A 23,181-nucleotide genomic window follows, 5' to 3' on the forward strand; every position below is an offset into this window, starting at 1 on the left:
CCCCGGCCCCTGCCGTCGTGCGGTTGCCGTCGTCCGCTCGCGCCCTGAGGTCGCCGCCGTACGGCGTCAGCGCCGCGCGCGCAGCAGCGAGCGGATCGTCCGCATCGCCACCGACAGGTTCGCCAGGTCGAAGCTCTCGGAGCCCTGGATCTCCTCCAGCGTCGTCTTGGCGCGACCGACCAGCGCGCTGTTGGACTCCTCCCACGCCTGGTAGCGCTGCTCCGGCGTGGACGAGCCGTTGCCGACGGACAGCACGTCCTGCGTCAGCGCCGCGTGCGCCGCGAAGAGGTCCTCGCGGATCGACGCGCGGGCCATGGAGTGCCAGCGGTCGGCGCGCGGCAGCTCGATGATGCGGTCGAGCAGCTGCGAGATCTGCAGCCGGTCGGCGAGGTCGTAGTAGACCTCGGCGACCGCCAGCGGGTCCTTGCCGGTCCGGTCGGCGACGTCGACGATGTCGAGCGTCGGGAAGGCGGAGGAGAACCCGGCCACCTTCGTGGCCAGCTCCTCCGGCACGCCCGCGCCGGTCAGCTCGTCGTGGATCGACTCGTACCATTCCAGGTCCGCGCCGCGCAGCAGCTTCGGCAGCACCGCCCACACGGTGGCGACACCGTCGCGGAAGAAGTCGATCGTCTCGGCGATCGCCAACGGCTGCGGCCGGTTGTTCAGCAGCCAGCGGGTGGCCCGCTCGACCAGCCGCCGCGAGTGCAGCCGGATCCGGGTCTGGACGTCGGCCGCGACGACCGTGTCCAGCGCCTCCACCTCGTCCCAGATGGTGCCCAGGCCGAAGATGGCGCGGGCCGCGGTGTGCGCCCGGACGATCTCCTCGCTGGTGGCGCCGGTCTCCTCCTTGAAGCGGTGCAGGAAGGTGGTGCCGCCGGTGTTGACGGTGTCGTTGACCAGTACCGTCGTCACGATCTCGCGGCGCAGCGCGTGCCCGTCGATCTGCGCCGGGAACCGCTCGTGCAGCGCCTTGGGGAAGTACGCGTCGAGCAGCCGCCGCAGATACGGGTCGTCGGGCAGGTCGGTGGTGAGCAGCTCCTCCGCCACGGTGATCTTCGTATAGGCGAGGAGGACGGCCAGCTCCGGCTGGGTCAGCCCGTGGCCGGCGTTCAGCCGCTCGCGGATCTGCCGGTCGGAGGGGAGGAACTCCAGAGCCCGGTCCAGCTTGCCGTCTCGTACCAGCTTGCGCATGAAGCGCTGGTGGGCATGGAGCAGGCTGGCGGACTGCGCCATGCCGTTGGCCAGGGCCACGTTCTGCGCGTAGTTGTTGCGCAGCACGAGCGCGCCGACCTCGTCGGTCATCTCGGCCAGCAGCGAGTTGCGCTGCTTGACGGTCATGTCGCCGTCGGTGACGACCGCGTTGACCAGGATCTTGATGTTGACCTCGTGGTCGGAGGCGTCCACACCGGCGCTGTTGTCGATGGCGTCGGTGTTGACCCGGCCGCCGGCCTGGGCGAACTCGATGCGGCCGAGCTGGGTCAGGCCCAGGTTGCCGCCCTCGCCGACGACCTTGGCGCGCAGCTCGCCGCCGTCCACGCGGATCGCGTCGTTGGCCTTGTCGCCGACGTCCAGGTGGGACTCGGTGGCGGCCTTCACATAGGTGCCGATGCCGCCGTTCCACAGCAGGTCCACCGGGGCCTTGAGGATCGCCTTCATCAGGTCGGCCGGGGTCATCTTCGCCACCGGCTGCTCGATGCCGAGCGCCTTGCGGATCTGCGGGGTCAGCGTGATCGCCTTGGCGCTGCGCGGGAAGACGCCGCCGCCGTGCGAAATCAGCTTCGTGTCGTAGTCCGCCCACGACGAGCGCGGCAGCTCGAACATCCGGCGCCGCTCGGCGTACGAGGTCACCGCGTCCGGCTGCGGGTCGATGAAGATGTGCCGGTGGTCGAACGCGGCCACCAGCCGGATGTGCTCGCTGAGCAGCATGCCGTTGCCGAAGACGTCACCGGACATGTCGCCGACGCCGACGACGGTGAAGTCCTCGCTCTGGGTGTCGTGGCCCATCTCGCGGAAGTGCCGCTTGACCGACTCCCAGGCGCCGCGGGCGGTGATGCCCATCTTCTTGTGGTCGTAGCCGACCGAACCGCCGGAGGCGAAGGCGTCGCCGAGCCAGAAGCCGTACGACGTGGCGACCTCGTTGGCGATGTCCGAGAAGGACGCGGTGCCCTTGTCGGCGGCCACCACCAGGTAGGTGTCGTCGCCGTCGTGGCGGACCACGTCGGCGGGCGGCACGACCTGCCCGGCCACCAGGTTGTCGGTGACGTCGAGCAGTCCGGAGATGAAGGTCTTGTACGAGGTGATGCCCTCGGCCAGCCACGCCTCGCGGTCGGCCGCCGGGTCCGGCAGCTGCTTGGCGACGAAGCCGCCCTTGGCACCCACCGGCACGATCACGGTGTTCTTCACCATCTGCGCCTTGACCAGGCCGAGGACCTCGGTGCGGAAGTCCTCGCGCCGGTCGGACCAGCGCAGGCCACCGCGGGCGACCTTGCCGAAGCGCAGGTGCACGCCCTCCACACGCGGCGAGTACACCCAGATCTCGTACGCCGGGCGCGGCGCGGGCAGGTCCGGGATCGCCTGCGGGTCGAACTTCATCGACACGTAGGCGTGCGGCTTGCCGCCCTCGGCGCGCTGGAAGTAGTTGGTGCGCAGCGTCGCCTTGATGAGAGTGAGGAAGGAGCGCAGGATGCGGTCCTCGTCCAGGCTCGCGACCTGCTCGAGCGCCGCGTCCACTTCCTCCAGCAGGGCGTCGGTCAGCTCGCTGCCGGCCCGCTGGTGGTCCGGGGAGAGCCGGGCCTGGAAGAGGTTGACCAGCAGCCGGGTGGTGTGGACGTTGTTGCGGAGGGTGTCCTCCATGTAGTCCTGCGAGAAGGCCGTGCCGGCCTGCCGCAGGTACTTGGCGTAGGCGCGCAGCACCATCGCCTGGCGCCAGGTGAGCCCGGCGCGCAGCACCAGGGAGTTGAAGCCGTCGTTCTCGGCCTTCCCGGTCCAGGTCGCGGTGAAGGCGTCCTGGAAGCGCTCGCGGGCGTCGTCGCCGAGGTCGCCCAGCGACGGGTCGATGCGCAGCCCGAAGTCGTAGATCCAGGCGCGGGTGCCGTCGGCGCGGCGCAACTCGTACGGGCGCTCGTCGATGACCTCGACGCCCAGGCGCTGCAGCACCGGCAGCACGGCGGACAGCGAGACGGGGGCGCCGGTGCGGTAGATCTTGAAGCGGCGCTCGTCGGGGGCGGCGCCGACCGGCTCGTACAGGCTCAGGCAGAAGTCCTCGCCGTTGAGCCGCTCCAGGTGCTGCAGGTCGGCGACGGCCGCGCGGGGGGTGAAGTCGGCGCGGTAGCCGTCGGGGAAGGCCTGCGCGTAGCGGCGGATCAGCTCTGCCGCGCGCTCCTCGCCGCACTCGGAGGTCAGCGCCTCGGCGAAGCCGTCGGACCAGGAGCGGGCGGCCTCGGTGAGCCGGTTCTCGATCCGCTCGACGTCGCGGTCGGTCAGGTGCGGCAGCGCGGTGCCGGGGGCGACGCGGACCACGAAGTGCAGCCGGGAGAGCACCGACTCGGTGTTCCAGGCGGTGAAGTCGGCGGTGACGCCGTTGAGCTCTTCCTTGAGGATGTCGGTCAGCCGCAGCCGCACGCCCGTGGTGTAGCGGTCGCGGGGCAGGTAGACCAGCGCCGAGAAGTAGCGGCCGTACTCGTCCTGGCGGAGGAAGAGCCGCAGCCGGCGGCGCTCCTGCAGGTAGAGCACGCTGGTGACGATCTCGCGCAGCTCGTCCGGCGGGGTCTGGAAGAGCTCGTCGCGCGGGTAGGTCTCCAGGATCTGCAGCAGGTCGCGGCCGTCGTGGCTGTCCGGGGAGAAGCCCGCGCCGTCCAGCACCTCCTGGACCTTGCGGCGGATCACCGGCACGCGGCGCACGGACTCGGTGTAGGCGGCCGAGGAGAACAGGCCGAGGAAGCGGCGCTCGCCGATGACGTTGCCCTCGGCGTCGAACTTCTTCACCCCGATGTAGTCGAGGTAGGACGGCCGGTGCACGGTCGCCCGGCTGTTGGCCTTGGTGAGGATCAGCAGCTTGTGCTCGCGGGCCTTCTTGCGGGCGTCCGCGGGCAGCCGGTTGAAGGACGGCGAGACCGCGTGACCGTCGGACTCCTCCACGCGGTGCTGGGGGTCGGAGCGCAGGATGCCGAGCCCGGTGCCGGGGACGGCGGTGAGCACGTCCTCCTCGCCCTCCGGGGTGCTCTCCGTGGTGAGCGCGTACTCGCGGTAGCCGATGAAGGTGAAGTGGTCCTCGGAGAGCCAGCGCAGCAGCTCCCAGGCCTCGCCGACCTCCTGCTCCGGCAGCGCGGGCGGGGCCGCGGCGAGCTCGTCGGCGATGCGCTGCGCGGCGTCGCGCATCTTCTGCCAGTCCTCGACGCACTCGCGGACGTCGGACAGCACCCGGCGCAGGTCCGCGGTGATCGCCTTCAGGTCCTCGCGGTCGGTCTCGCGGTCGATCTCGACGTGGATCCAGGACTCGGTCAGCACGTCGTGCGGCAGACCGGCGGCGTCGCCGGGGGCGGCGTCCAGCACCTCCAGCAGCTTCCCGGTCACGTCACGGCGGACCAGCATCTGCGGGTGGACGACGACGTGGATCGCGCGGTCCTGGCGGGACAGCTCGTTGGTGACCGAGTCGACCAGGAACGGCATGTCGTCGGTGACGACCTCGACCACCGTGTGGCTGCACGTCCAGCCGTTCTCCTCCACCGTGGGGGTGTGCACGCGGACGTTCGCCGTCCCCTGCGGGCGCACCTCGGCGAGGCGGTGGTGCGACGCGGCGGCGCCGAAGACGTCCACCGGGTCGCGGTCGAGCAGGTCCTCGGGGGCACTGTGCAGGTAGTAGCGCTGGAGGAAGGCTCCCAGCGCCTCCTTCTCGAGGCCCTGGCCAGGTTGTCCCCCCGCCGGGCTGTTCTCAGCTACCCGGGCCGCCCGTGCGAGCAGCTCGGCCTTTGCTTCGTCCAGCTTGGTCTGCATGTCCTCATGCTCCTGTCGCGCGCCATTGCGTGACGTAGGTGATGGTGATCGGTGGATCAGCGCTGATCACGCTGTAAGGCTATCGCTACGGCCGGGGGGGCTGTCAGGGGCTCTTTGTGTACAAAACCACGAACCAATCTTTGACGAACTGGACAGTCCGGCCGGGCGGGTGCAGGTTGAGGAGGGGAACGTCCCGGGGATTTATCGAGACGTTCACGCAGCGGACTGGCGGCGCGAGAAGCAGGGCGGCGCGGCAGACGGGCAGCGCGGCAGAACCGCAGAACGGCAGCACGGCAGCACGGCAGCGGACGGACAGCCGACGACGGCGAGAGGCGGGACACCCAGCCATGGCCACCAAGATCCTGATCGTGACCGGCGACGCGGCGGAATCGCTGGAAGTCATGTACCCGTACCAACGGCTCCTCGAAGAGGGGTACGAGGTGCACATCGCGGCCCCCAGCCGCAAGAAGCTCAGGTTCGTCGTCCACGACTTCGAGGAGGGCTTCGACACCTACACCGAGAAGCCCGGCTACACCTGGCCGGCCGACCTGTCCTTCGCGGACGTCGACCCCGGCGAGTACGCGGCCGTGGTCGTGCCCGGCGGGCGCGCCCCGGAGTACCTGCGCAACGACCCCGAGCTGCGCAAGGTCCTCAAGGCCTTCTTCGACGCCGACAAGCCCGTCGCCCAGATCTGCCACGGACCCCTGCTGACCGCCGCGGTCGGCGCCCTCAGCGGACGCCGGGTCACGGCCTACCCGGCGCTCGAGATGGACATGGAGGCGGCCGGGGCGAGCTTCCAGGACTCCGAGGCCGTCGTGGACGGTGTCGTGGTCTCCGCCCGCGCCTGGCCCGACCACCCGGTCTGGATGCGCGAATTCCTGACGGTGCTCCGCTCGAAGGCGCCGGTGACCTGACCGGCCGGCCGCCCGGGTCCCCGCCGCCGGGGACCCGGAGGCCGTACTCGGCCCGGGCCGCACTCAGGCGATCAGGGCCTCGGCGGTCCGCACCGCCTCCTCCAGCGTGTCGACCACCGGCACCCCGGCGGTCTCCAGGCTGGCCCGGCTGTGCGAGCCCCCGGTGTAGAGCACCGCCATGGCCCCGACGTGCTTGGCGGCCACGGCGTCGTCGACGGCGTCGCCGATCACCACCATGCGGTCCGCCGCTATGCCGTCCATCGCGGCGACGTGCCGCGCCATCTGCTCCGACTTGCCGCTGTGGCTGCCCTCGGTGCGGCCGTCCACGCGCAGGAAGTGGTTCTCGATGCCGTGCGTGCGCAGGATCGGTATCAGCTGATCGTGGGGCGCCAGGGAGCACAGCGACTGCGTCAGCCCCTCGTACCGCCGCCGCGCCAGGATCTCCGCCGCCCCCTCGGCGAGACCGCACGTACCGGCGAGGGTCCAGTAGTGGCGATGGAAGATGTCGTCCATCACCTCCCACTCCTCGTCGGTGGGCAGCCGGCCCATGAGCCGCTCGTAGAAGAGGGGGACCGGCACGCAGTACAGCTCGCGGTAACGCTCCAGCGTGATCCGCGGCAGCCCGATCTCGGCGAAGGAGGCGTTGGTCGCCTCGATCACCGCGTCGATGTCATGGAGCAGCGTGCCGTTCCAGTCCCACACGAGATGCGCGTTCACATCCGAAACCGTACCCAGACCCTGTGTCCTCAAGGCAAGTGCCCAGGTCAAATCCACTCGCGGCGTGTTCGGACGGTCACCTCACGCGATGAGCGAGGGGATCTCCTGGGTGGCGTACCACAGCAGCTCGTGGTCCTCCGCGCCGTCGACGGTGAAGCGGGCGTCGTCGTCGCCCGCGTCGGCCGCGCCGAGCGCGTCGGCGGCCGCGGTGACGTCCTGCTCGGCCTCGTCGGCGTCGGCGTGCACGGCGGCCGCCCTGGCCATCGGCACCGCCGCGGCCAGGCGCACGGCGCCCAGCGCGGAGGGGTCCAGACCGCGGTCGGGGTCGAAGGAGACGGCGGCGTCGGCGACGTCGACGGCGACCACGACACGCCGCCGGGGCGCGTCCGGGGTGGCCGCCAGCTGCCGCAGCGAGGCCTGGGCGGCGCGGGTCAGCGCGGCGTACTCCAGCTCCTCGATGTCGTCGGAGACGTACCACTCGCGCAGGCTCGGGGTGACCGCGAAGGCGTCCAGCGGCGCGGGGCCCAGCTCGCCCGCCTTGTAGGCCCCGGCGAGGCCGGGGAGGGTCGTGGGGATGTAGACGCGCATGGCGTCAGCATAAGGGCGCACCACCCCTGATAGGTGAATTCCGCACCGCCTCCCGGCCACCGCGGGCGCGACTTCCCGGGCCTCCGCCCGGCCCCGTAGAACCCGGTTACCAGTCGGTAGACCACGGGGGTCCGCATCATGTCCGTCATCACGCCCATGCCCGCGCCCATGCCCGCGTCCGTATCCGCGTCCGTATCCGCGTCCGTGTCCATGCCCGCGTCCGCACGGGTACAGCGCGTCACCGCCCTCCCGCCGCACGTGTGGTTCGCCGGGCGGCTGCTGGAGGTGCTCACCGGCCGGCGGCCGATCACCAGCCTCGCCGGACGGGTGCAGCCGGAGGCCTACGACCGGCTGTGGGACCTCGTCAACGCCCGCGCCGACTGGCGGTACGTCTCCCGCGGCCACCTGCCGCGGCTGCTGAAGCCGCCGCGCGTCTCGCCCGTCGGCCACGGGACGGCCGTCGAGGTCAGTGCCGTCGTCTCGCTCACCCCGCACGTCGTGCGGGCCCTCGCCTTCCGGCTGGAACGCGCCGACCCGGCCCGTGGAGGCACCGGCACCGGCTGGCGCTGCGCCGCCGTCGAGGCGCACTGACCGCCCCTCCCGCCGGCGGGACGCGCGGCCGAACGCCGGCGGGGCCGGACCCCGAGAGGAGTCCGGCCCCGCCGCCCGCGGCTTCGCGAGCCGCTCGCGTCCTACTTCTTGCGGCGCCGGCCGCCCTTGGCCGCGCGGCGGCGCTCCGCCCGCGTCAGGCCGTCCGACTCCGAGCCCGCGTCGCTGTCGAAGTCGCCCTCGACGACACCGCCCTCGCCGTCCACCGTGGGAGCGGAGAAGTGCAGCCGGTCGGCCCGCTTCGGGGCCTCCAGGCCCTTGGCCCGGATCTCCGGACGGGCGTCCTGCTTGACCAGGGCCGGAGCCGCGTCCTGCGGGGACCCGGCCTCCACCGGCACCTCCTCGACCTGCTGCTCGACCTGGACCTCCAGGTTGAACAGGTAGCCGACGGACTCCTCCTTGATGCCGTCCATCATGGCCTTGAACATGTCGTAGCCCTCGCGCTGGTACTCCACCAGCGGGTCGCGCTGCGCCATCGCCCGCAGGCCGATGCCCTCCTGCAGGTAGTCCATCTCGTACAGGTGCTCGCGCCACTTGCGGTCCAGCACCGACAGCACCACGCGCCGCTCCAGCTCGCGCATGATCTCCGAGCCGAGCTGCTGCTCACGCGCGTCGTACTGCTCGTGGATGTCGTCCTTGACCATCTCCGCGATGAAGTCCGCGGTGATGCCCGCCCGGTCCCCGGCGGCGTCCTCCAGGTCCTCCACCGTCACCGTGAGCGGGTAGAGCTGCTTGAAGGCGCCCCACAGCCGGTCCAGGTCCCAGTCCTCGGCGAAGCCCTCGGCCGTCTCGATCGCGATGTAGTCGTCGATGGTGTCGTCCATGAAGTGGCGCACCTGCTCGTGCAGGTCCTCGCCCTCCAGGACGCGGCGGCGCTCGCCGTAGATGACCTCGCGCTGCCGGTTGAGCACCTCGTCGTACTTCAGGACGTTCTTGCGGATCTCGAAGTTCTGCTGCTCGACCTGCGACTGGGCGGAGGCGATGGCACGGGTCACCATCTTGTTCTCGATCGGCACGTCGTCGGGCACGTTGGCCATGGCCATCACGCGCTCCACCATCTGCGCCTTGAACAGGCGCATCAGGTCGTCACCGAGGGAGAGGTAGAAGCGGGACTCGCCCGGGTCGCCCTGACGGCCGCTGCGGCCGCGCAGCTGGTTGTCGATGCGCCGCGACTCGTGCCGCTCGGTGCCGAGGACGTAGAGCCCGCCGAGCTCCTTGACCTCCTCGAACTCGGCCTTGACCGCCGCCTCGGCGCGCTCCAGCGCCTCCGGCAGGGCCTGCGCCCACTCCTCGACGTGCTCCACCGGGTCCAGGCCGCGCTGCCGCAGCTCCGCCTCGGCCAGGTCGTCCGGGTTGCCGCCGAGCTTGATGTCGGTGCCGCGGCCGGCCATGTTGGTGGCCACCGTCACGGCGCCCTTGCGGCCGGCCTGCGCGACGATCGACGCCTCGCGCTCGTGGTGCTTGGCGTTCAGCACCTCGTGCGGGACACCGCGCTTGTTCAGCTGCTGCGACAGGTACTCGGACTTCTCCACCGAGGTCGTGCCGACCAGGACCGGCTGGCCCTTCTCGTGCTTCTCGACGATGTCGTCGACGACGGCCGCGAACTTCGCCTCCTCGGTGCGGTAGATCAGGTCCGCCCGGTCCACACGCTGCACGTTGCGGTTGGTCGGGATCGGGACCACGCCGAGCTTGTAGATCTGGTGGAACTCGGCGGCCTCGGTCATCGCCGTACCGGTCATGCCCGAGAGCTTGGAGTACAGGCGGAAGAAGTTCTGGAGGGTGATCGTGGCGAGCGTCTGGTTCTCGTCCTTGATCTCCACCCCTTCCTTGGCCTCGATCGCCTGGTGCATACCCTCGTTGTAACGGCGGCCGGCGAGGATACGGCCGGTGTGCTCGTCGACGATCATGACTTCGCCGTCCATGACGACGTAGTCCTTGTCCTTCTTGTAGAGCTCCTTGGCCTTGATGGCGTTGTTCAGGTAGCCCACCAGCGGGGTGTTCACCGACTCGTAGAGGTTGTCGATGCCCAGCCAGTCCTCGACCTTCGAGACGCCGGCCTCGTGGATGGCGACCGTGCGCTTCTTCTCGTCGAAGTCGTAGTCGCCGGTCTCCGCCTTGCCCATGCCGCCCGCCTCGCCCGGCTTCAGGCGGGTCACCAGGCGCGCGAAGTCCGAGTACCACTTGGTGGCCTGGTCCGCCGGGCCGGAGATGATCAGCGGGGTACGGGCCTCGTCGATGAGGATCGAGTCCACCTCGTCGACGATGGCGAAGTTGTGTCCGCGTTGCACCAGTTCGTCCTTCGACCACGCCATGTTGTCGCGCAGATAGTCGAAGCCGAACTCGTTGTTGGTGCCGTAGGTGATGTCGCAGGCGTACTGCTCCCGGCGCTGCGCCGGGGTCATGTTCGCCAGGATGCAGCCGACCTGCAGGCCCAGGAAGCGGTGCACCCGGCCCATCCACTCCGAGTCGCGCTCGGCGAGGTAGTCGTTGGTCGTGATCAGGTGCACGCCCTTGCCGGACAGAGCGTTCAGGTACGCCGGCAGCGTGCCGACCAGGGTCTTTCCTTCGCCGGTGCGCATCTCGGCGACATGGCCGAAGTGCAGCGCGGCACCGCCCATGAGCTGGACGTCGTAATGCCGCTGACCCAGGACGCGCTTCGCGGCCTCGCGGACGGTGGCAAACGCCTCGGGGAGCAGGTCGTCCAGGCTCTCGCCGTCGGCGTAACGCTCCTTGTACTCGTCCGTGAGGGCCCTCAGCTCGGCGTCCGTCAGATTGACGAAGTCCTCTTCAATGGAATTGACCTGGTCCGCGATGCGGTGCAGCTTGCGCAGGATCTTGCCTTCGCCTGCACGCAGGATCTTGTTGAGGACGGACACGTAGGCTGGCTCCTTGCCGGTCGGGCCTGGCACGGTTTCTCGCGCTGGGCACAGCAGGTCACACCCCGCTGCAACGGCCATCGTAAGCGAGGACCCCAGCGGGCCGGGAGGTCCGTCGCCAAGCCGGGCGGTTCTCCCTCGCGATCGCCGCCCCGATCCGGCCCCGTCGGGTCGAGACCGCGTCCCGCGCTCGGGGATACTTCGGACGCATGGAGCCGATAACCCTCACCACAGAGCGCCTCGTCCTGCGCCCCTTCGGACCGGACGACGCCGAGGCCGTCCGCATCGCCTGCCAGGACCCCGAGATCCCGCGCTGGACACCGGTGCCGTCCCCGTACACCCACGAGCACGCGCAGGACTTCGTCTCCCGTACTTGCCCCGACGGCTGGCGCGACGACACCGTCTACAACTTCGCCGTCACCACGCGGGACGAGGGACGACTGGTGGGGGCCATGGGACTGGTGCGGCTGGCCCAGCTGAGCACCGCCGAACGGCAGGCCGAGCTCGGCTACTGGACCGCCAAGGAGCAGCGCGGCCGCGGCCTCACCACCGAGGCCGCCCGGGCCGTGGCGCGCTGGGCCTTCGAGGACCTCGGCGTGGAGCGCCTGGAGTGGTACGCCGAGGCGGGCAACGCGGGCTCCCGGGCGGTCGCCCTCAAGGCGGGCTTCCGGATGGAGGGCACGATGCGCGCCAAGATCGTCCACCAGGGCACCCGGCGCGACGCCTGGATCGCCTCCATGCTCCCCTCCGACCTCGGCCTGGCCGGGGGCGCGGCGTATCTGCCGTACCAGGGGGAATGACGGCGGAGCGGCGGCGTCGGTGGGCGCCGGTGGCAGGGCTGTGGGCATCGGCGGAGGGACCGCGGGCGTCGGCGGCAGGGCTGTGGGCGTCGGCGGAGGGACCGCGGGCCGGAATGTCAGAGGCGCCTTCTAGGGTGGGCCCATGACGACGCCCGTGGCCCTCTCCGCCGACGACGCCCGCCGGATCGCCCTGCGCGCGCAGGGCTTCCTCGGCGCCCCCGACCGCCGCGGCGGAGTGCGCGGCGTCCTGCGGCGGCTGGGCGCGGTCCAGCTCGACACCATCTCGGTGCTGGCGCGCTCCCACGAACTCATCCCGTACGCGCGGCTGGGCGCCGTCGGCCGTGCCGCGGTCGAGTCCGCGTACTGGGACGACAGCCACGCCTTCGAGTACTGGTCGCACGCCGCCTGCATCCTGCCCATCGAGGAATGGCCGCACTTCGCCTTCCGCCGCCGCGCCCGGCGGGCCCGGGGCCACCGCTGGCACGTGCTGCAGGACGCCGACCGCTCCACCGCCGCCGTCCTGGACCGGCTCAAGACCGACGGCCCGCTGACCTCGACCGAGCTGGGCGGGGCCAAGAACGGCGGACCCTGGTGGGACTGGTCCGAGACGAAGATCGCGGTGGAGTGGCTGCTCGACACCGGCGACGTCGTCTGCACCCGGCGACGCAGCTGGAAGCGCGTCTACGACCTCGCCGAGCGGGCCGTCCCCGACGCCCTCTTCCACGACGACATCGACGACGCCGAGTGCCTGCGCCGCCTGGTCGCCCAGGCCGGCGCCGCGCTGGGCGTCGCCACCCGGGCCGACCTGGCCGACTACCACCGGCTCAAGGGCGAGCAGGTCGACTCGGTCGTCGCCGACACCGGCCTCGTCCGCGTCACGGTCGAAGGCTGGGGCAACAAGCCCGCCTGGGCCGACCCCGCCGCCCTGGCCGACGCCTCGCGCGGCGGCCGGCACCGCACGACCCTGCTCTCCCCCTTCGACTCCCTGATCTGGGACCGGCCCCGCACCGAGCGCATCTTCGGCTTCACCCACCGCCTGGAGGCGTACGTCCCCAAACCCCAGCGCATACACGGCTACTTCGCGATGCCGCTGCTGGCCGGCGGGCGGCTCGTGGGGCGCGCCGACCCGGCCCGCGAGGGACGGACCCTGATCGCCCGTCAGGTCTCACTGGACTCCGCGCGTGCCGTCGAGCCCATGGCCCAGGCGCTGCGCGAGGCGGCCGAATGGGTCGGCTGCGACAGCGTCCGCGTCGAACGGCTCGACGACCCCAAGCTCGCCGCGGCCCTGACCGCCGCCCTCGCCTGAACCGGTGCGTCCGGACACCCTCGGCGTCCTGACCCGGCCCGACACGTCAGGACCCGCCCGGACCCCTCCGGACCCGCCCGGTCAGCGGATCTCGAGGATCTTCTCCCGCATCGCGTACACCACGGCCTCCATCCGCGAGTGCAGCTGCAGCTTCTCCAGGATGTTCCGCACGTGGTTCTTCACCGTGTTCTCGCTGATGAAGAGCTCCTTGGCGATGTCCCGGTTGTTCATCCCGGTGGCGACCAGCTTCAGCACCTCCAGCTCACGGTCCGTCAGCCGGGGGGCGGGAACGAGACGGCGCTCGTCCGTGCGCTGGATCATCGACTTGAACTCGGTGAGCAGCTTCGACGCCATCGACGGGCTGATCTGCGACTGCCCGTCCGCCACCGCGCGGATCGCCGTGGCCACCTCGTCCGTGGAGATCTCCTTGAGGAGGTAACCCGTCGCTCCGGCCTTGATCGCCTCGTAGAGGTCGGCCTCCTCGTCGCTCATCGTCAACATGATGATCTTCGCGCTGGGTGCCACCTCCTTGATGGAGGTGCACGCCTCGATACCGCCCCGCTTCGGCATCCGCACGTCCATCAGGACGATGTCCGGCAGCAGGTCCGCGGCCTTCTCCGTCGCCTCCGCACCGTCCCCCGCCTCGCCGACGACCTGGATGTCCTCCTCCTGCGCGAGCACGATCTCCAGACCCCGGCGGAACAGGGCGTGGTCGTCCACCACGAGGACCCTGATCGGCTCCTTGCGCGGCGCGCCGCCGACACCCGTGCCCCCCGCGGCACCCGTGTCGGGCTCCGCCCCACCGGCCGGCGCGGGCTCGAAGCTGTCCGCCATCGGTTCCTCCCCCTCGGGCCGGCGCCCGTGGTAGTCGCACTCTCCGTGCCAGGCCAACCGGGCGACGCGGCCCGTACATTGGCTGCCCGGCCATGATTCCATGCCCGAGCACGGCGGCGCCCCCAGGCGATGGTCGTTTCCCGCCCGGGAGCGCCGCCCCTGACCCCTACTTCACCGGCGGAGCGCTCCGCCCGCGCCGGCCGGCGCATCCTCGACGGAGGGGTCCTCCTTGAGGTGGATGACGCCGTAGTCGTAGCCGTGCCGCCGGTAGACGACACTCGGTTGTTCCGTGTCGGAGTCGATGAACAGGTAGAAGTCGTGCCCGATCAGTTCCATCTCGTAGAGGGCCTGGTCGAGCGTCATCGGTGCTGCCGCGTGCGTCTTCTCGCGTACCACCAGGGGTCCTTCACCCTGGACCTCTAGGCAGCCGCCGATCTTGGTGGTGGGCACGCCTGTGGACGTCTCCCCGGCGGTCGGGGTGCCGTTGAACTCGGTCGTGGCCAGCCCGGCCGTCGCCTCCGCCACGCTCATGGGCGTGCGGCTGCCGCCGCGATGCACCCGGCGCTTGTCGGCCGCCTTGCGCAGCCGCGCCTCGAGCTTGTTCACCGCGATGTCGAGCGCCCCGTAGGGGTCGGTCGCGGCGGCCTCGGCCCGGATCACCGGGCCACGGGTGCGCAGCGTGATCTCCACCCGGTCGGAACGGTCTGCCTGCCGGGGGTTCGGTTCCTTGGACACCTCGACCTCGAGGCTCATCACCTTGCCGTCGAGCTTCTGGATCTTCTCCAGCTTCTCGTTCACGTGCTTCCGGAACCGCTCGGGCACCTCGGTCTTGCGGCCCTTGACGACGATGTCCACGCAGAACTCCGTTCCCGGATCACCTCGGTCTCACGGGGCGATCCCTTGCGCTGAGGCCGGCGGGCACCAGGTCCCGCCCGGCGTCGACGTTCGTTGCCGCTCCGCGCGCTCGGAGGTTTCCGGGCGGCGAAGCCGCGACTCTCACCTCCTCCTCCCCCGCGAGAAAGATCAACATCCACTGAACGGTGGGTGAACCACATCTCGCGGTCCGTGGAACGGCGGCCCACGACGGGCGCCGCCGCCCCTCACCACCGAACATAGACCCGTGGACCCGGGGTCGGCACCCCCAGAAGCGCTATACCTCCCTTCGGGTTAAATGCCCGTTCCGCCATCTGCGGGATCCGCCGGGACGACCCGATTCCGGTCCCTGTCCGGCTGTCCGTTCGACCTCTGGAACGGGTGTTTCCCGGCCCCTCCCGCCCAGCGGGTGGCGCCTGCCGGGTGGCGCATCGGCACCGGGCCGCCGACCACCGCCGCGGCGAGGACCCGGCCCCCGCTCTCCTCGACCGCGCGGGCCGCGGCGGCCAGCGAAGCCCCGGTGGTCATCAGGTCGTCCACCAGCACCACCGGCGCGCTTCCCAGGAGGCGCCCGGCACCCCGCACGGCCACCAGGGCGCCGGAGAGGTTCGCGGGCCGGTCGCGGGCGGCGAGGCGCGACTGGTCGGCCACCGCCCGCCGCTGCCGCAGCACCGCGGCCACCCGGACGGACAGCCCGTCGCGCCGCAGATCCGCGGCGGCGGCGAGGGCGAGGCGGCGGGTGGCGTCGTGGCCGCGGGCCGCGACCGCCCGGCGGGAGGAGGGGACGGGGACGAGGAGGAACGGGGGGAGGGCGGGGGTGGGGGTGCTTGTCCGGCGCCGGGTCTCGGGGGCCCCTCCCCCTCCCCCTCCCCGCACCGCGGCGTACACCGCTCCCGCCAGGGCGGCACCCAGCGGGCGGGCCAGGCCCAGCGCGCCGCGCTCCTTGTGCGCCAGCAGCACCGCGCGCGGCTGATCGGCGTAGACCGTAGCCGCCCAGACGGCGGGCAGCCCATCGGTCGGCGCGTCCGGCCACACCTGCCGCGCTCCGGGCTCGTACAGCGCGGCGCCGCACTCCTCGCACAGTCCCGTCCGCGGCGCCCCGCACCCCGCGCACTCGGCCGGGAGCACCAGCCCGGAGATCTCCCGCCACCACCCCTGGACTCCACGAAGGCCCCGCACACCCCGCTGTCCCCGATGTCCCCGTGCTCCCCGCATGCGTCAACGATGCCGGGATCGTACGGTGGCCGCCAGGTCCGTCCCCAGCCTGTGGAAAACTCCGCGAGCGGGGGCACCCGAAGGGGCCGGGCCGGTCAGCCCGGGTAGACGGGCGAGCTGGCCTTGGGCGCGACTTCCTTCCAGTTGGAGTCGGGCGGCAGCCGGAACACGCCGCCCTCGAGCTCGGCGAGCAGCGGCTTGTCCTGGCGTTCGGAGGCCGCCACGGACGTCACACCGCTGATGCCCGGCAGGCTCGACGTGGACGCGCCGGAGCCGTCCGCGTCCACGTACTGGATCTGCGGTACTCCACCGGTCTCGCGTCCCACGACCACCAGCCGGCTGAATCCGGCCCAGGACGCTGCTATGACGTCCTCGAACTGAGGTGCGACATTGCGCAGATCGGCCACGGTGATCTGCGGGTCGTCAGCGGTCCCGGTCCGCTCGATCCGCCCGAGCCGCAGCGTGGTGTGGTCGTCCTCGCGGACCAGTATGGCGATGCGCACGCCGTTGGCCGCGACCCGCAGCGACTCGATGCGCCCGTCGCCGAGCTCCGGCACGGCGACCTCGACGGGGCTGCCCGCGCCGTCGCGCAGCATCAGCAGTCGCGGCCGGGCGGGGTCGCGGTCGGCGATCCAGAGGTCGCCGTAGCCGTCCCAGCTGGGTGTGGTGAGGCGGTTCTTGGGGTCGACGGCGCGGCTGTGCAGGACCACGGCGCCGAGTTGGGCGTCGGCGCTCAGCCCGGCCACGTACAGGTCGGCGTTGTCCTCGCTGAGGGCGGCGGCGTACTGCTCGTCGCGCCGCACGGCGGCGGAGCCCACCTTGAACGCGCCGGTGCCGAGGGGGCCGGCCACCGCGACGGGCCGGGTGTCGTCGCCGCTGAGGCTGACGAGGTGGTGGGCGGCGTCGATGAAGTACTGCTCCCTGCTGTCCCCGACGAGCTTGTCCGGCGCGTAGTCGCGGGCGGCGTCCTCGCGCTGCAGCGAGCAGAGGGTGCGGCCGCTGGGGCCCTGGAGCGCGACCGAGGGCACGGGTGTGGAGGACATGCCCTGGACGGTCTGGATCAGCTGGGCGGCCATCCGCTGACAGCGCGCGCTGTCGCCGCCGGGGGACTTGCCGAGCCTCACCGTCACGCGCTGGGAGTCGTCGAGGTCGACCTTGACGGCTGTGATGCCCGTGGGGAAAGCCGACACGACGACGGGGTCCAGCCAGTCGGTGGGCCCGGCGAGCAGGGCGTTGACGGTGGTGCTCAGCGGGTTGATGCGCTTGCGCAGGTAGATCGGGTCGGCGACGAGTGCGTTCCGTGTGCCGGGCCCGCTCTGGGGGTCGGGGTCCGAGGCGAAGTAGAACGTGTCGACGGAGCGGTAGATGCGCCGGAAGTCGGCCTCGCTCAGCACCAGCCCGTCACCGACGCCGGCGATGCGCCATTCGCCGTTCTCCCTGGTCAGGCGTATGCCGGTGCTGAAGGTGCCGTCCTCCGCGCGGTAGGCGTGCCGCCCGTCGACGGTGGCGACCTTCGAGCCGGTGAGGGTGATCTGGGTGCTGTCTCCGTCCTTGCCGTCGGCGTTCGCGCCCGGTTCCTGCACCTGGGCGGGGCCGCCGGCGAGGATGGTGATCCCGGATTCGGGTCTCCAGCGTTTGGCCTGGTCCTTGGTCATGTAGAGCTTGGCGGTGGCGTACTTGGCCTCGTCGCTGGTGGTGGCCTCGAGGAAGCCGCTGACGATCTCGCTGGGGGTCTCGCCCTCCCGCGGCTTGACGCCGAAGACCCGCACCTGGGGGTCGGTGTCGGCGTGCTGTTCGCCGCCGACCTTGTGCACCTCGCCGCTGCTGGGCATGGACGCGCACCCCGTGACCAGGACGAGGCAGCCCAGGAGCACGCCTGCAACGGCCGGCCGCGGAAGGCCGCCCCCCTTCGCGCGCATCAGTCGTTGTCCTCCCGCGCCTCGTCTGCTGTTGTGGGGTGGGTGACCGTGCCGCTGCCTGCGCGGTGCCCGACGACCCGTGCGCCGTTGCCGGGCAGGGCCGCAGGGTCGGCGGCCGGGGGCCGCGACGGGGTGAGCGGCATGGCGGGGATGGCGGGCGCGTTGAAGCGCGGCGCCGGGAAGCCGTGGTGGGAGGAGCCGTGGTGTGCGGCCGCGTCGAGGGCGGTGGCCCCGGCGGGCATGCCGCGGTGGGAGAGCCCGGAGGCGAGGTCGCGATTGCGGCGGGAGTCCTCGGGTTCCAGGGCGATCGGCGATCCGCGCAGGCTGTCGGCGCCGGTACGGGGCAGGGTCAGCCGGAACTGGGAGCCGCCGCCGGGTTCGCCCCAGGCCTGGAGCCAGCCGCCGTGCAGGCGGGCGTCCTCCAGGGCGATGGACAGACCCAGCCCGGTGCCGCCGGTGGTGCGGGCGCGGGCGGGGTCCGCGCGCCAGAAGCGGTTGAAGACACGGGTGGCCTCGCCGGGCTTGAGGCCGACGCCGTAGTCGCGTACGGCGACGGCGACGGCGCCGCCCGCGGAGGCCATGCGGACGTGGACGTCGTGGCCCTCGCCGTGTTCGACGGCGTTGACGACGAGGTTGCGCAGGACACGTTCTACGCGCCGGGCGTCGGCCTCGACGGTGACGGGCTGCTCGTCCCCGTGGATGACGATGCGGCTGCCCCTGCGCTCGGCGAGCGGTTCGGCACCGTCGACGACCCGGTGCACGACGTCGCGCAGGTCGATGGGCTCGGCCTCCAGGGCGGCCGCGCCGGCGTCGAAGCGGCTGATCTCCAGGAGGTCGGAGAGCATCGACTCGAAGCGGTCGAGCTGGTTCTGCAGCAGCTCTGCGGAGCGAGAGGTGGCGGGGTCGAAGTCCTCGCGGGCCTCGTGGATGACGTCGGCGGCCATGCGGACGGTCGTCAGCGGGGTGCGCAGCTCGTGGGAGACGTCCGAGACGAAGCGGCGCTGCATCCGGGACAGGTCCTCCAGCTGCTGGATCTTGACCTGGAGGGTCTGGGCCATCTTGTTGAAGGATTCGCCGAGGCGGGCGATGTCGTCCTCGCCGGTGACCTTCATGCGTTCCTGGAGGTGGCCGGCGGCGAGGCGCTCGGAGATCTGGGCGGCCATGCGGACGGGGGTGACGACCTGGCGGACGACGAGCCAGGCGATGGCCCCGAGCAGGACGACGACGAAGATCCCGGCGGTGGCCAGGGTGCCCTTGACCAGGCCGAGGGTCTTCTCCTCCTGATCGAAGGGGAAGAGGTAGTACAGCTGGTAGGGCTTGCCGTTGGGGTCGCTGAGGCGCTGGCCCACGATGAGGGCGGGTTCGCCGCCGGGGACGCTGTCGCTCTTCATCGAGGTGTAGCGCTCGAAGACGTCGGAGTTCTCGTCGAGGGCCTTGCGCAGGTCCGCGGGCACGCTCTCCTCCGGCCAGACACCGCGGGAGCCGCGGGGCCCGTGGGTGCCCGGGCTGTCGGCCTTGGCGCTGAGGGTCTGGTCCCGGGCGTTGGAGCTGAGGGCGACGACGGAGTAGACGCCCTGGCCGCTGCTGGCGAGGCGTTCGACGAGGTCGTTGAGCCAGGTCGCGGTGTCGTTCTGGCTGCGCCCGTCGCTGCCGGTGCCGGCGCTGTCGGTGCCGTTGCGGGCGTTGTCCTTGGCGACGGCGAAGCCGCCGACGGCCTGGCTCTGGGCGGTCTGCCGCTTGGCGTCGAGGAGCCCGTTCTTGACCTGGCCGATGACGACGACGCCGAGGAGGAGGACGACGCCGAGAGACATCAGCAAGGTGGTGGCGACCACGCGCAGCTGGATGTTGCGGCGCCAGAGCCGGGCGGCGGGCTGGAGGGGCCGCCGGGTCCAGCGCACGCACGAGCGGAGCACCGGCAGCAGACCCCTCAGGGGGTCCGCGTGCCGGCTCTCCAGCCGCTCACGCTCGTACGCGGTGGCCATGTCAGCCCGGTCCGGCCTTGTAGCCGACACCGCGGACGGTCACCACGATCTCGGGGCGCTCGGGGTCCCGCTCGACCTTGGAGCGCAGCCGCTGGACGTGCACGTTGACCAGGCGGGTGTCGGCGGCGTGGCGGTAGCCCCAGACCTGCTCGAGCAGGACCTCGCGGGTGAAGACCTGCCAGGGCTTGCGGGCGAGCGCGACCAGCAGGTCGAACTCGAGGGGGGTCAGCGCGATGGGCTGGCCGTCCCTCTTGACGGAGTGGCCGGCCACGTCGATGACCAGGTCGCCGATGGTGAGCTGCTCCGGGGTGGGCTCTTCGGCCCTGCGCAGCCGGGCCCGCACGCGGGCCACGAGCTCCTTGGGCTTGAACGGTTTGATGACGTAGTCGTCGGCGCCCGACTCCAGGCCCACGACGACGTCGACCGTGTCGCTCTTCGCGGTGAGCATGACGATGGGCACCCCGGACTCGGCCCGGATCTGGCGGCATACGTCGATGCCGTCCCGTCCGGGGAGCATGAGGTCGAGGAGGACCAGATCAGGCTTGGTCTCCCGGAAGGCGGCGAGGGCCTTGTCTCCGTCGGCCACGAACGACGGCTCAAAACCTTCTCCGCGCAGCACGATGCCGAGCATCTCTGCCAGTGCGGTGTCGTCGTCGACGACCAGGACGCGTCCCTTCATAGCGACCATCATCCCATTTTCGCATCGATAGCTTTGACCATGGTGTTTGTCGTCACTCCCCCGTGATCTGCGTCCGCTGCCATCCGCCGCTGACCTGGGATGTTCGGAGCCGTCGATGTCACGCACGGATGTCGACCCCGGACACCTGGTTCCGGACAGTGAACACCCTGCCAGGTGCATGCCTGGCTGCGCGAGGGTCGTAAGGCCCGCTCTCTCCAGGAAGGCCAGCCGGGGTGCTTCCGCGACCGGGTACCGCCCCGAGCCCTGGCAGTCGGCCGCATCGTCGACGTACTGTAGATCGAAAGGCCGAGGTACCGGGCGGCCGGGGACTCGACCAGGGGCTCGAGGTGCTGGTCGGCCGCCAAGGCACTTGCGGCTGTGCTGAAGACCACGCTGCTCGATCGCGGTCCAGGGACGCCCCCGGCTGTCGCCGCATGCAGCGATCAGCAACTCCGCCCAACACGCGACATACTCCCCGCTGCCGACGCGGATCGGGCAGCACCGCTAGAGGCACGGCATCGAGCGGCAACGCGCGGTGCTGACGCGAAGGACCACTTGGAACCCTGGAGGCCCCTACCAGCGCGTCGGGCCCCCGCCGTGCAGCTTCACCGAGTTCCAACCAGCTCAGCCAGCCGAAGCGAAACAGGGAAGCTAGCGTGGTGTAGGGGCTACCTGAAACCGAGGGCTCGTGCCGCAGTGCGGCTTGCGCCGCCAGGTGGTCTGCGGAGAGCCTTCAAGACCTTTGGGTCCGTTTGTTTCACCTCGACGACGACATTTGGCTCAGTTAGCGTGTAAATGAGGCTGCCGATGCGAATCGCTGTCACCGGTGCGACCGGCAATATCGGTACCCGAACTGCCTCGTTCCTCGAGCGCGCGGGGCATGAAGTCATATCCATCAGCCGCTCTCTTGGCGTTGACCTGATTACGGGCCAGGGCTTGGACGCGGCACTCAAAGGCGTTGACGCGGTGGTCGATGCGATGAGCTCCCCGCCGATCAGCCCCGACGAGACGCTTACCTATTTCGGCACTGCCACGAGAAATCTCCTCGTCAGCGAGGAGCGTGCGGGGGTGCGACACCATGTACTGCTGTCGATCGTTGGAATCCACCGGATCAGAGGCGGTACGGCTCACTACTCGGGCAAGCGCGAGCAAGAGCGCCTTATCGAGGAGAGTCGGGTGCCGTGGACGATCGTGCCCGCCACGCAATTTCACGACTTTGGGGCCTTGGCTGCTAGCTGGACAGAGCGCGACGGCGTGGCCACCATCGCCCCCCTACTTGTTCAGCCAATTGCACCCGACGATATAGCTCAGGTCTTGGCCGAGGTCGCGGCCGGGGACCCGCAGGGCCGCTACGTCGATGTCGCCGGCCCAGAGCCGCAAGACCTGGTCGACATGGCCCGCCGCACCAATGACGTTCTCGGGCGCAAGGTAAAGCTGGTTCCGACGTGGTCCGGCCCTCTTGACGTGTCGATGGCCGGCAACGTGCTGCTGCCCGGCGAGAACGCCCGTATCGCCCCCACGACGTTCGACCAGTGGCTGGAGGCTGGCGCGCGATAGGAGGAAGCGATGGACCCCTACGAAAAGGCGAAGAACACTCGGACCGACCTTCAGAGCATCACCCCGCCCTTTATGCCTGCAGAGGCCGAGGTGATGACCGTCCGGATCGAATATCCTCCCGGCGATGCCGGCGTGCCGCCGCACCGCCATCCCGGCGGGCCGTGTTTCGGCTACATCCTGGAGGGCGAAATGGTCTTCGAGTTGCAGGGCGAGCCGCCGCGAGTGGTCAAGGCCGGCGAGGCTTTCTGGGAGCCTGGCGGGGACACAATTCACTATCAGGACGCCAACAACCGCACCGACAGTCCCCTGCGCTTTGTCGTGACCATGGTAATGGCTCACGGCCAGCCGATGCTGGTCTTCCTGGACGATGACGAGCTTCAGCAGAGCGGTTGGGTAAGGCGTTCACCAGCCTGAGGGCGAGGACGAGAGCCTGCTCGCAGCCCACGGTTGGCGTTCAGGCGAGGCAACGGTATCCATGACTCAGGAGAGTCGGGCGAGGACAATAAACCACGACAAGGGTGAGCAAGCAGGCGACAGAGGGCATTGGCGCGACCTTTGGCCGGTGGCCTGCCCGGGTTGGGGTCGAGCATGGCCAGGGGGCCATACGCTGGCTGCGAATCGGGCTGGCTCCTGCCTGCCCCTCCGCTCGTCTATGGCCGGAGCTACGACGAGTGCGATGCCAGGCGCCGGAAGCTGAGTGCCCAGCACGGCATCCCGACGCCGACTCGGGAAATGACCTTGGGCGATTGGTTCGACTACTGGATGGAGTGCGTCGTCAAGCCGTACCTGTCGGTGGGCAGCTACGAGACCTACGAACAGACGGTTCGCCTGTACCTGCGGCCCCGGCTCGGTCACGTCGTGATGTTCAAGCTCGGAGTCAAAGAGCTGCGGGCGGCTATGACCAGGCTGGCTGGTGACAAGAGCAGCAAGACCGCCAAACACGCCCTGCGGGTCCTCTCGGCGTCGCTGACCGCCGCCATGGAGGAAGACTTCGGCCTGACCCGGAACGTGGCCAAGCTCGTCCACGTACGGGCTCCCACGGACAGCGGAGAGAGCTGGGACGCGGTGCAAGTGCTGCGCTTCCTCGCGAGGCCCGGCGGAGGACGGCCGCAGACTTCAGCACGGCGCCCACAGCACGCGGCGGTCCAGGTCAACGTTCTCCCACCGCAAGCTGGATCGGCTCCTGCGTCAGCCGGCGCGGCTGGAGTCGTTGCGGAGTGTCCCCCGTGAGGACGCTGATCAGCCCGACTGATGTCAGCTGTGGATGTCACGGCCTCCTGGCCCGCGAATCGTCGCAGGTCAGGGGGCCGTTTTCGTGCC

General features: G+C 70.8%; 17 protein-coding genes. 7 read left to right on the forward strand and 10 right to left on the reverse strand.

The genetic code is table 11. The features are described from left to right. Positions 1-66: 66 nt before the first annotated feature. On the reverse strand, positions 67-4,992 hold the full coding sequence (locus ACWDAS_RS34155; RefSeq protein WP_450398643.1) for an NAD-glutamate dehydrogenase: 4,926 nt from the start codon (positions 4,990-4,992) through the stop codon (positions 67-69). Between the two features lie 347 nt (positions 4,993-5,339). Between ACWDAS_RS34155 and ACWDAS_RS34160 the strand changes: the two genes are divergently transcribed. Continuing rightward, complete coding sequence (locus ACWDAS_RS34160; protein WP_450398645.1) at positions 5,340-5,906, forward strand: DJ-1/PfpI family protein; 567 nt, start codon at positions 5,340-5,342, stop codon at positions 5,904-5,906. A gap of 63 nt (positions 5,907-5,969) precedes the next feature. On the opposite strand, the gene ACWDAS_RS34165 is transcribed toward ACWDAS_RS34160, so the two are convergent. Together ACWDAS_RS34165 and ACWDAS_RS34170 are read right to left on the reverse strand one after the other, a co-directional pair. Next, complete coding sequence (locus ACWDAS_RS34165; RefSeq protein WP_450398647.1) at positions 5,970-6,623, reverse strand: HAD family hydrolase; 654 nt, start codon at positions 6,621-6,623, stop codon at positions 5,970-5,972. Between the two features lie 81 nt (positions 6,624-6,704). Continuing rightward, complete coding sequence (locus tag ACWDAS_RS34170) at positions 6,705-7,211, reverse strand: DUF6912 family protein (RefSeq protein WP_450398649.1); 507 nt, start codon at positions 7,209-7,211, stop codon at positions 6,705-6,707. Positions 7,212-7,349: 138 nt separating this feature from the next. On the opposite strand from ACWDAS_RS34170, the gene ACWDAS_RS34175 reads away from it, so the two are divergent. Then, positions 7,350-7,802: an Rv3235 family protein gene (locus ACWDAS_RS34175; RefSeq protein WP_450398651.1), complete on the forward strand. Its 453-nt coding sequence runs from the start codon at positions 7,350-7,352 to the stop codon at positions 7,800-7,802. 101 nt (positions 7,803-7,903) lie between these two features. Here ACWDAS_RS34175 and secA read toward each other — a convergent pair whose 3' ends face one another. Next, positions 7,904-10,696, reverse strand: a complete 2,793-nt coding sequence (secA, locus tag ACWDAS_RS34180; RefSeq protein ID WP_450398653.1) for a preprotein translocase subunit SecA — start codon at positions 10,694-10,696, stop codon at positions 7,904-7,906. A gap of 209 nt (positions 10,697-10,905) precedes the next feature. Between secA and ACWDAS_RS34185 the strand changes: the two genes are divergently transcribed. Together ACWDAS_RS34185 and ACWDAS_RS34190 are read left to right on the forward strand one after the other, a co-directional pair. Further along, positions 10,906-11,496 carry a GNAT family N-acetyltransferase gene (locus ACWDAS_RS34185; RefSeq protein WP_450398655.1) on the forward strand — a complete coding sequence of 197 codons (591 nt, stop codon included), beginning with the start codon at positions 10,906-10,908 and terminating at the stop codon, positions 11,494-11,496. 142 nt (positions 11,497-11,638) lie between these two features. Beyond that, positions 11,639-12,802, forward strand: a complete 1,164-nt coding sequence (locus ACWDAS_RS34190) for a winged helix-turn-helix domain-containing protein (RefSeq protein WP_450398657.1) — start codon at positions 11,639-11,641, stop codon at positions 12,800-12,802. 81 nt (positions 12,803-12,883) lie between these two features. Here ACWDAS_RS34190 and ACWDAS_RS34195 read toward each other — a convergent pair whose 3' ends face one another. The 6 genes from ACWDAS_RS34195 to mtrA all read right to left on the reverse strand — a co-directional run bounded on the left by ACWDAS_RS34195 (position 12,884) and on the right by mtrA (position 20,316). Next, complete coding sequence (locus ACWDAS_RS34195) at positions 12,884-13,636, reverse strand: response regulator (RefSeq protein WP_450398659.1); 753 nt, start codon at positions 13,634-13,636, stop codon at positions 12,884-12,886. A gap of 171 nt (positions 13,637-13,807) precedes the next feature. Next, positions 13,808-14,491 carry a ribosome hibernation-promoting factor, HPF/YfiA family gene (gene hpf / locus ACWDAS_RS34200; protein WP_450398661.1) on the reverse strand — a complete coding sequence of 228 codons (684 nt, stop codon included), beginning with the start codon at positions 14,489-14,491 and terminating at the stop codon, positions 13,808-13,810. Positions 14,492-14,803: 312 nt separating this feature from the next. Beyond that, positions 14,804-15,688: a ComF family protein gene (locus ACWDAS_RS34205; protein ID WP_450398663.1), complete on the reverse strand. Its 885-nt coding sequence runs from the start codon at positions 15,686-15,688 to the stop codon at positions 14,804-14,806. Positions 15,689-15,819: 131 nt separating this feature from the next. Next, the gene (locus tag ACWDAS_RS34210; protein WP_450398665.1) at positions 15,820-17,643 is read right to left on the reverse strand and encodes an LpqB family beta-propeller domain-containing protein; all 1,824 of its coding nucleotides are present in this window, start codon (positions 17,641-17,643) and stop codon (positions 15,820-15,822) included. Continuing rightward, a complete protein-coding gene (gene mtrB / locus ACWDAS_RS34215) occupies positions 17,643-19,625 on the reverse strand; it encodes an MtrAB system histidine kinase MtrB (protein ID WP_450398666.1) in 1,983 nt (660 codons plus the stop codon). The genes ACWDAS_RS34210 and mtrB overlap by 1 nt, the downstream gene beginning before the upstream one ends. Before the next feature lies 1 nt (position 19,626). Next, the gene (gene mtrA, locus ACWDAS_RS34220) at positions 19,627-20,316 is read right to left on the reverse strand and encodes a two-component system response regulator MtrA (RefSeq protein ID WP_078620260.1); all 690 of its coding nucleotides are present in this window, start codon (positions 20,314-20,316) and stop codon (positions 19,627-19,629) included. A 795-nt stretch (positions 20,317-21,111) separates the two neighbouring features. Between mtrA and ACWDAS_RS34225 the strand changes: the two genes are divergently transcribed. The 3 genes from ACWDAS_RS34225 to ACWDAS_RS34235 all read left to right on the forward strand — a co-directional run bounded on the left by ACWDAS_RS34225 (position 21,112) and on the right by ACWDAS_RS34235 (position 23,091). Further along, entirely contained in the window at positions 21,112-21,861 is a 750-nt protein-coding gene (locus tag ACWDAS_RS34225) for an SDR family oxidoreductase (RefSeq protein ID WP_450398668.1), read from the forward strand. A 9-nt stretch (positions 21,862-21,870) separates the two neighbouring features. Then, the gene (locus ACWDAS_RS34230) at positions 21,871-22,275 is read left to right on the forward strand and encodes a cupin domain-containing protein (protein WP_450398670.1); all 405 of its coding nucleotides are present in this window, start codon (positions 21,871-21,873) and stop codon (positions 22,273-22,275) included. A 318-nt stretch (positions 22,276-22,593) separates the two neighbouring features. Further along, positions 22,594-23,091: a hypothetical protein gene (locus ACWDAS_RS34235; protein WP_450398671.1), complete on the forward strand. Its 498-nt coding sequence runs from the start codon at positions 22,594-22,596 to the stop codon at positions 23,089-23,091. Positions 23,092-23,181: the final 90 nt, after the last annotated feature.

Source organism: Streptomyces sp. NPDC001070 (genome assembly GCF_053598835.1).

Bases quoted from the DNA above. Each gene is read 5' to 3' on its own strand.
- ACWDAS_RS34155 (WP_450398643.1), bottom strand. From the start codon at position 4,992: ATGCAGACCAAGCTGGACGAAGCAAAGGCCGAGCTGCTCGCACGGGCG.
- ACWDAS_RS34160 (WP_450398645.1), top strand. From the start codon at position 5,340: ATGGCCACCAAGATCCTGATCGTGACCGGCGACGCGGCGGAATCGCTG.
- ACWDAS_RS34170 (WP_450398649.1), bottom strand. From the start codon at position 7,211: ATGCGCGTCTACATCCCCACGACCCTCCCCGGCCTCGCCGGGGCCTAC.
- ACWDAS_RS34175 (WP_450398651.1), top strand. From the start codon at position 7,350: ATGTCCGTCATCACGCCCATGCCCGCGCCCATGCCCGCGTCCGTATCC.
- ACWDAS_RS34185 (WP_450398655.1), top strand. From the start codon at position 10,906: ATGGAGCCGATAACCCTCACCACAGAGCGCCTCGTCCTGCGCCCCTTC.
- ACWDAS_RS34190 (WP_450398657.1), top strand. From the start codon at position 11,639: ATGACGACGCCCGTGGCCCTCTCCGCCGACGACGCCCGCCGGATCGCC.
- ACWDAS_RS34195 (WP_450398659.1), bottom strand. From the start codon at position 13,636: ATGGCGGACAGCTTCGAGCCCGCGCCGGCCGGTGGGGCGGAGCCCGAC.
- ACWDAS_RS34210 (WP_450398665.1), bottom strand. From the start codon at position 17,643: ATGCGCGCGAAGGGGGGCGGCCTTCCGCGGCCGGCCGTTGCAGGCGTG.
- mtrB (WP_450398666.1), bottom strand. From the start codon at position 19,625: ATGGCCACCGCGTACGAGCGTGAGCGGCTGGAGAGCCGGCACGCGGAC.
- mtrA (WP_078620260.1), bottom strand. From the start codon at position 20,316: ATGATGGTCGCTATGAAGGGACGCGTCCTGGTCGTCGACGACGACACC.
- ACWDAS_RS34225 (WP_450398668.1), top strand. From the start codon at position 21,112: ATGCGAATCGCTGTCACCGGTGCGACCGGCAATATCGGTACCCGAACT.
- ACWDAS_RS34230 (WP_450398670.1), top strand. From the start codon at position 21,871: ATGGACCCCTACGAAAAGGCGAAGAACACTCGGACCGACCTTCAGAGC.
- ACWDAS_RS34235 (WP_450398671.1), top strand. From the start codon at position 22,594: ATGACCTTGGGCGATTGGTTCGACTACTGGATGGAGTGCGTCGTCAAG.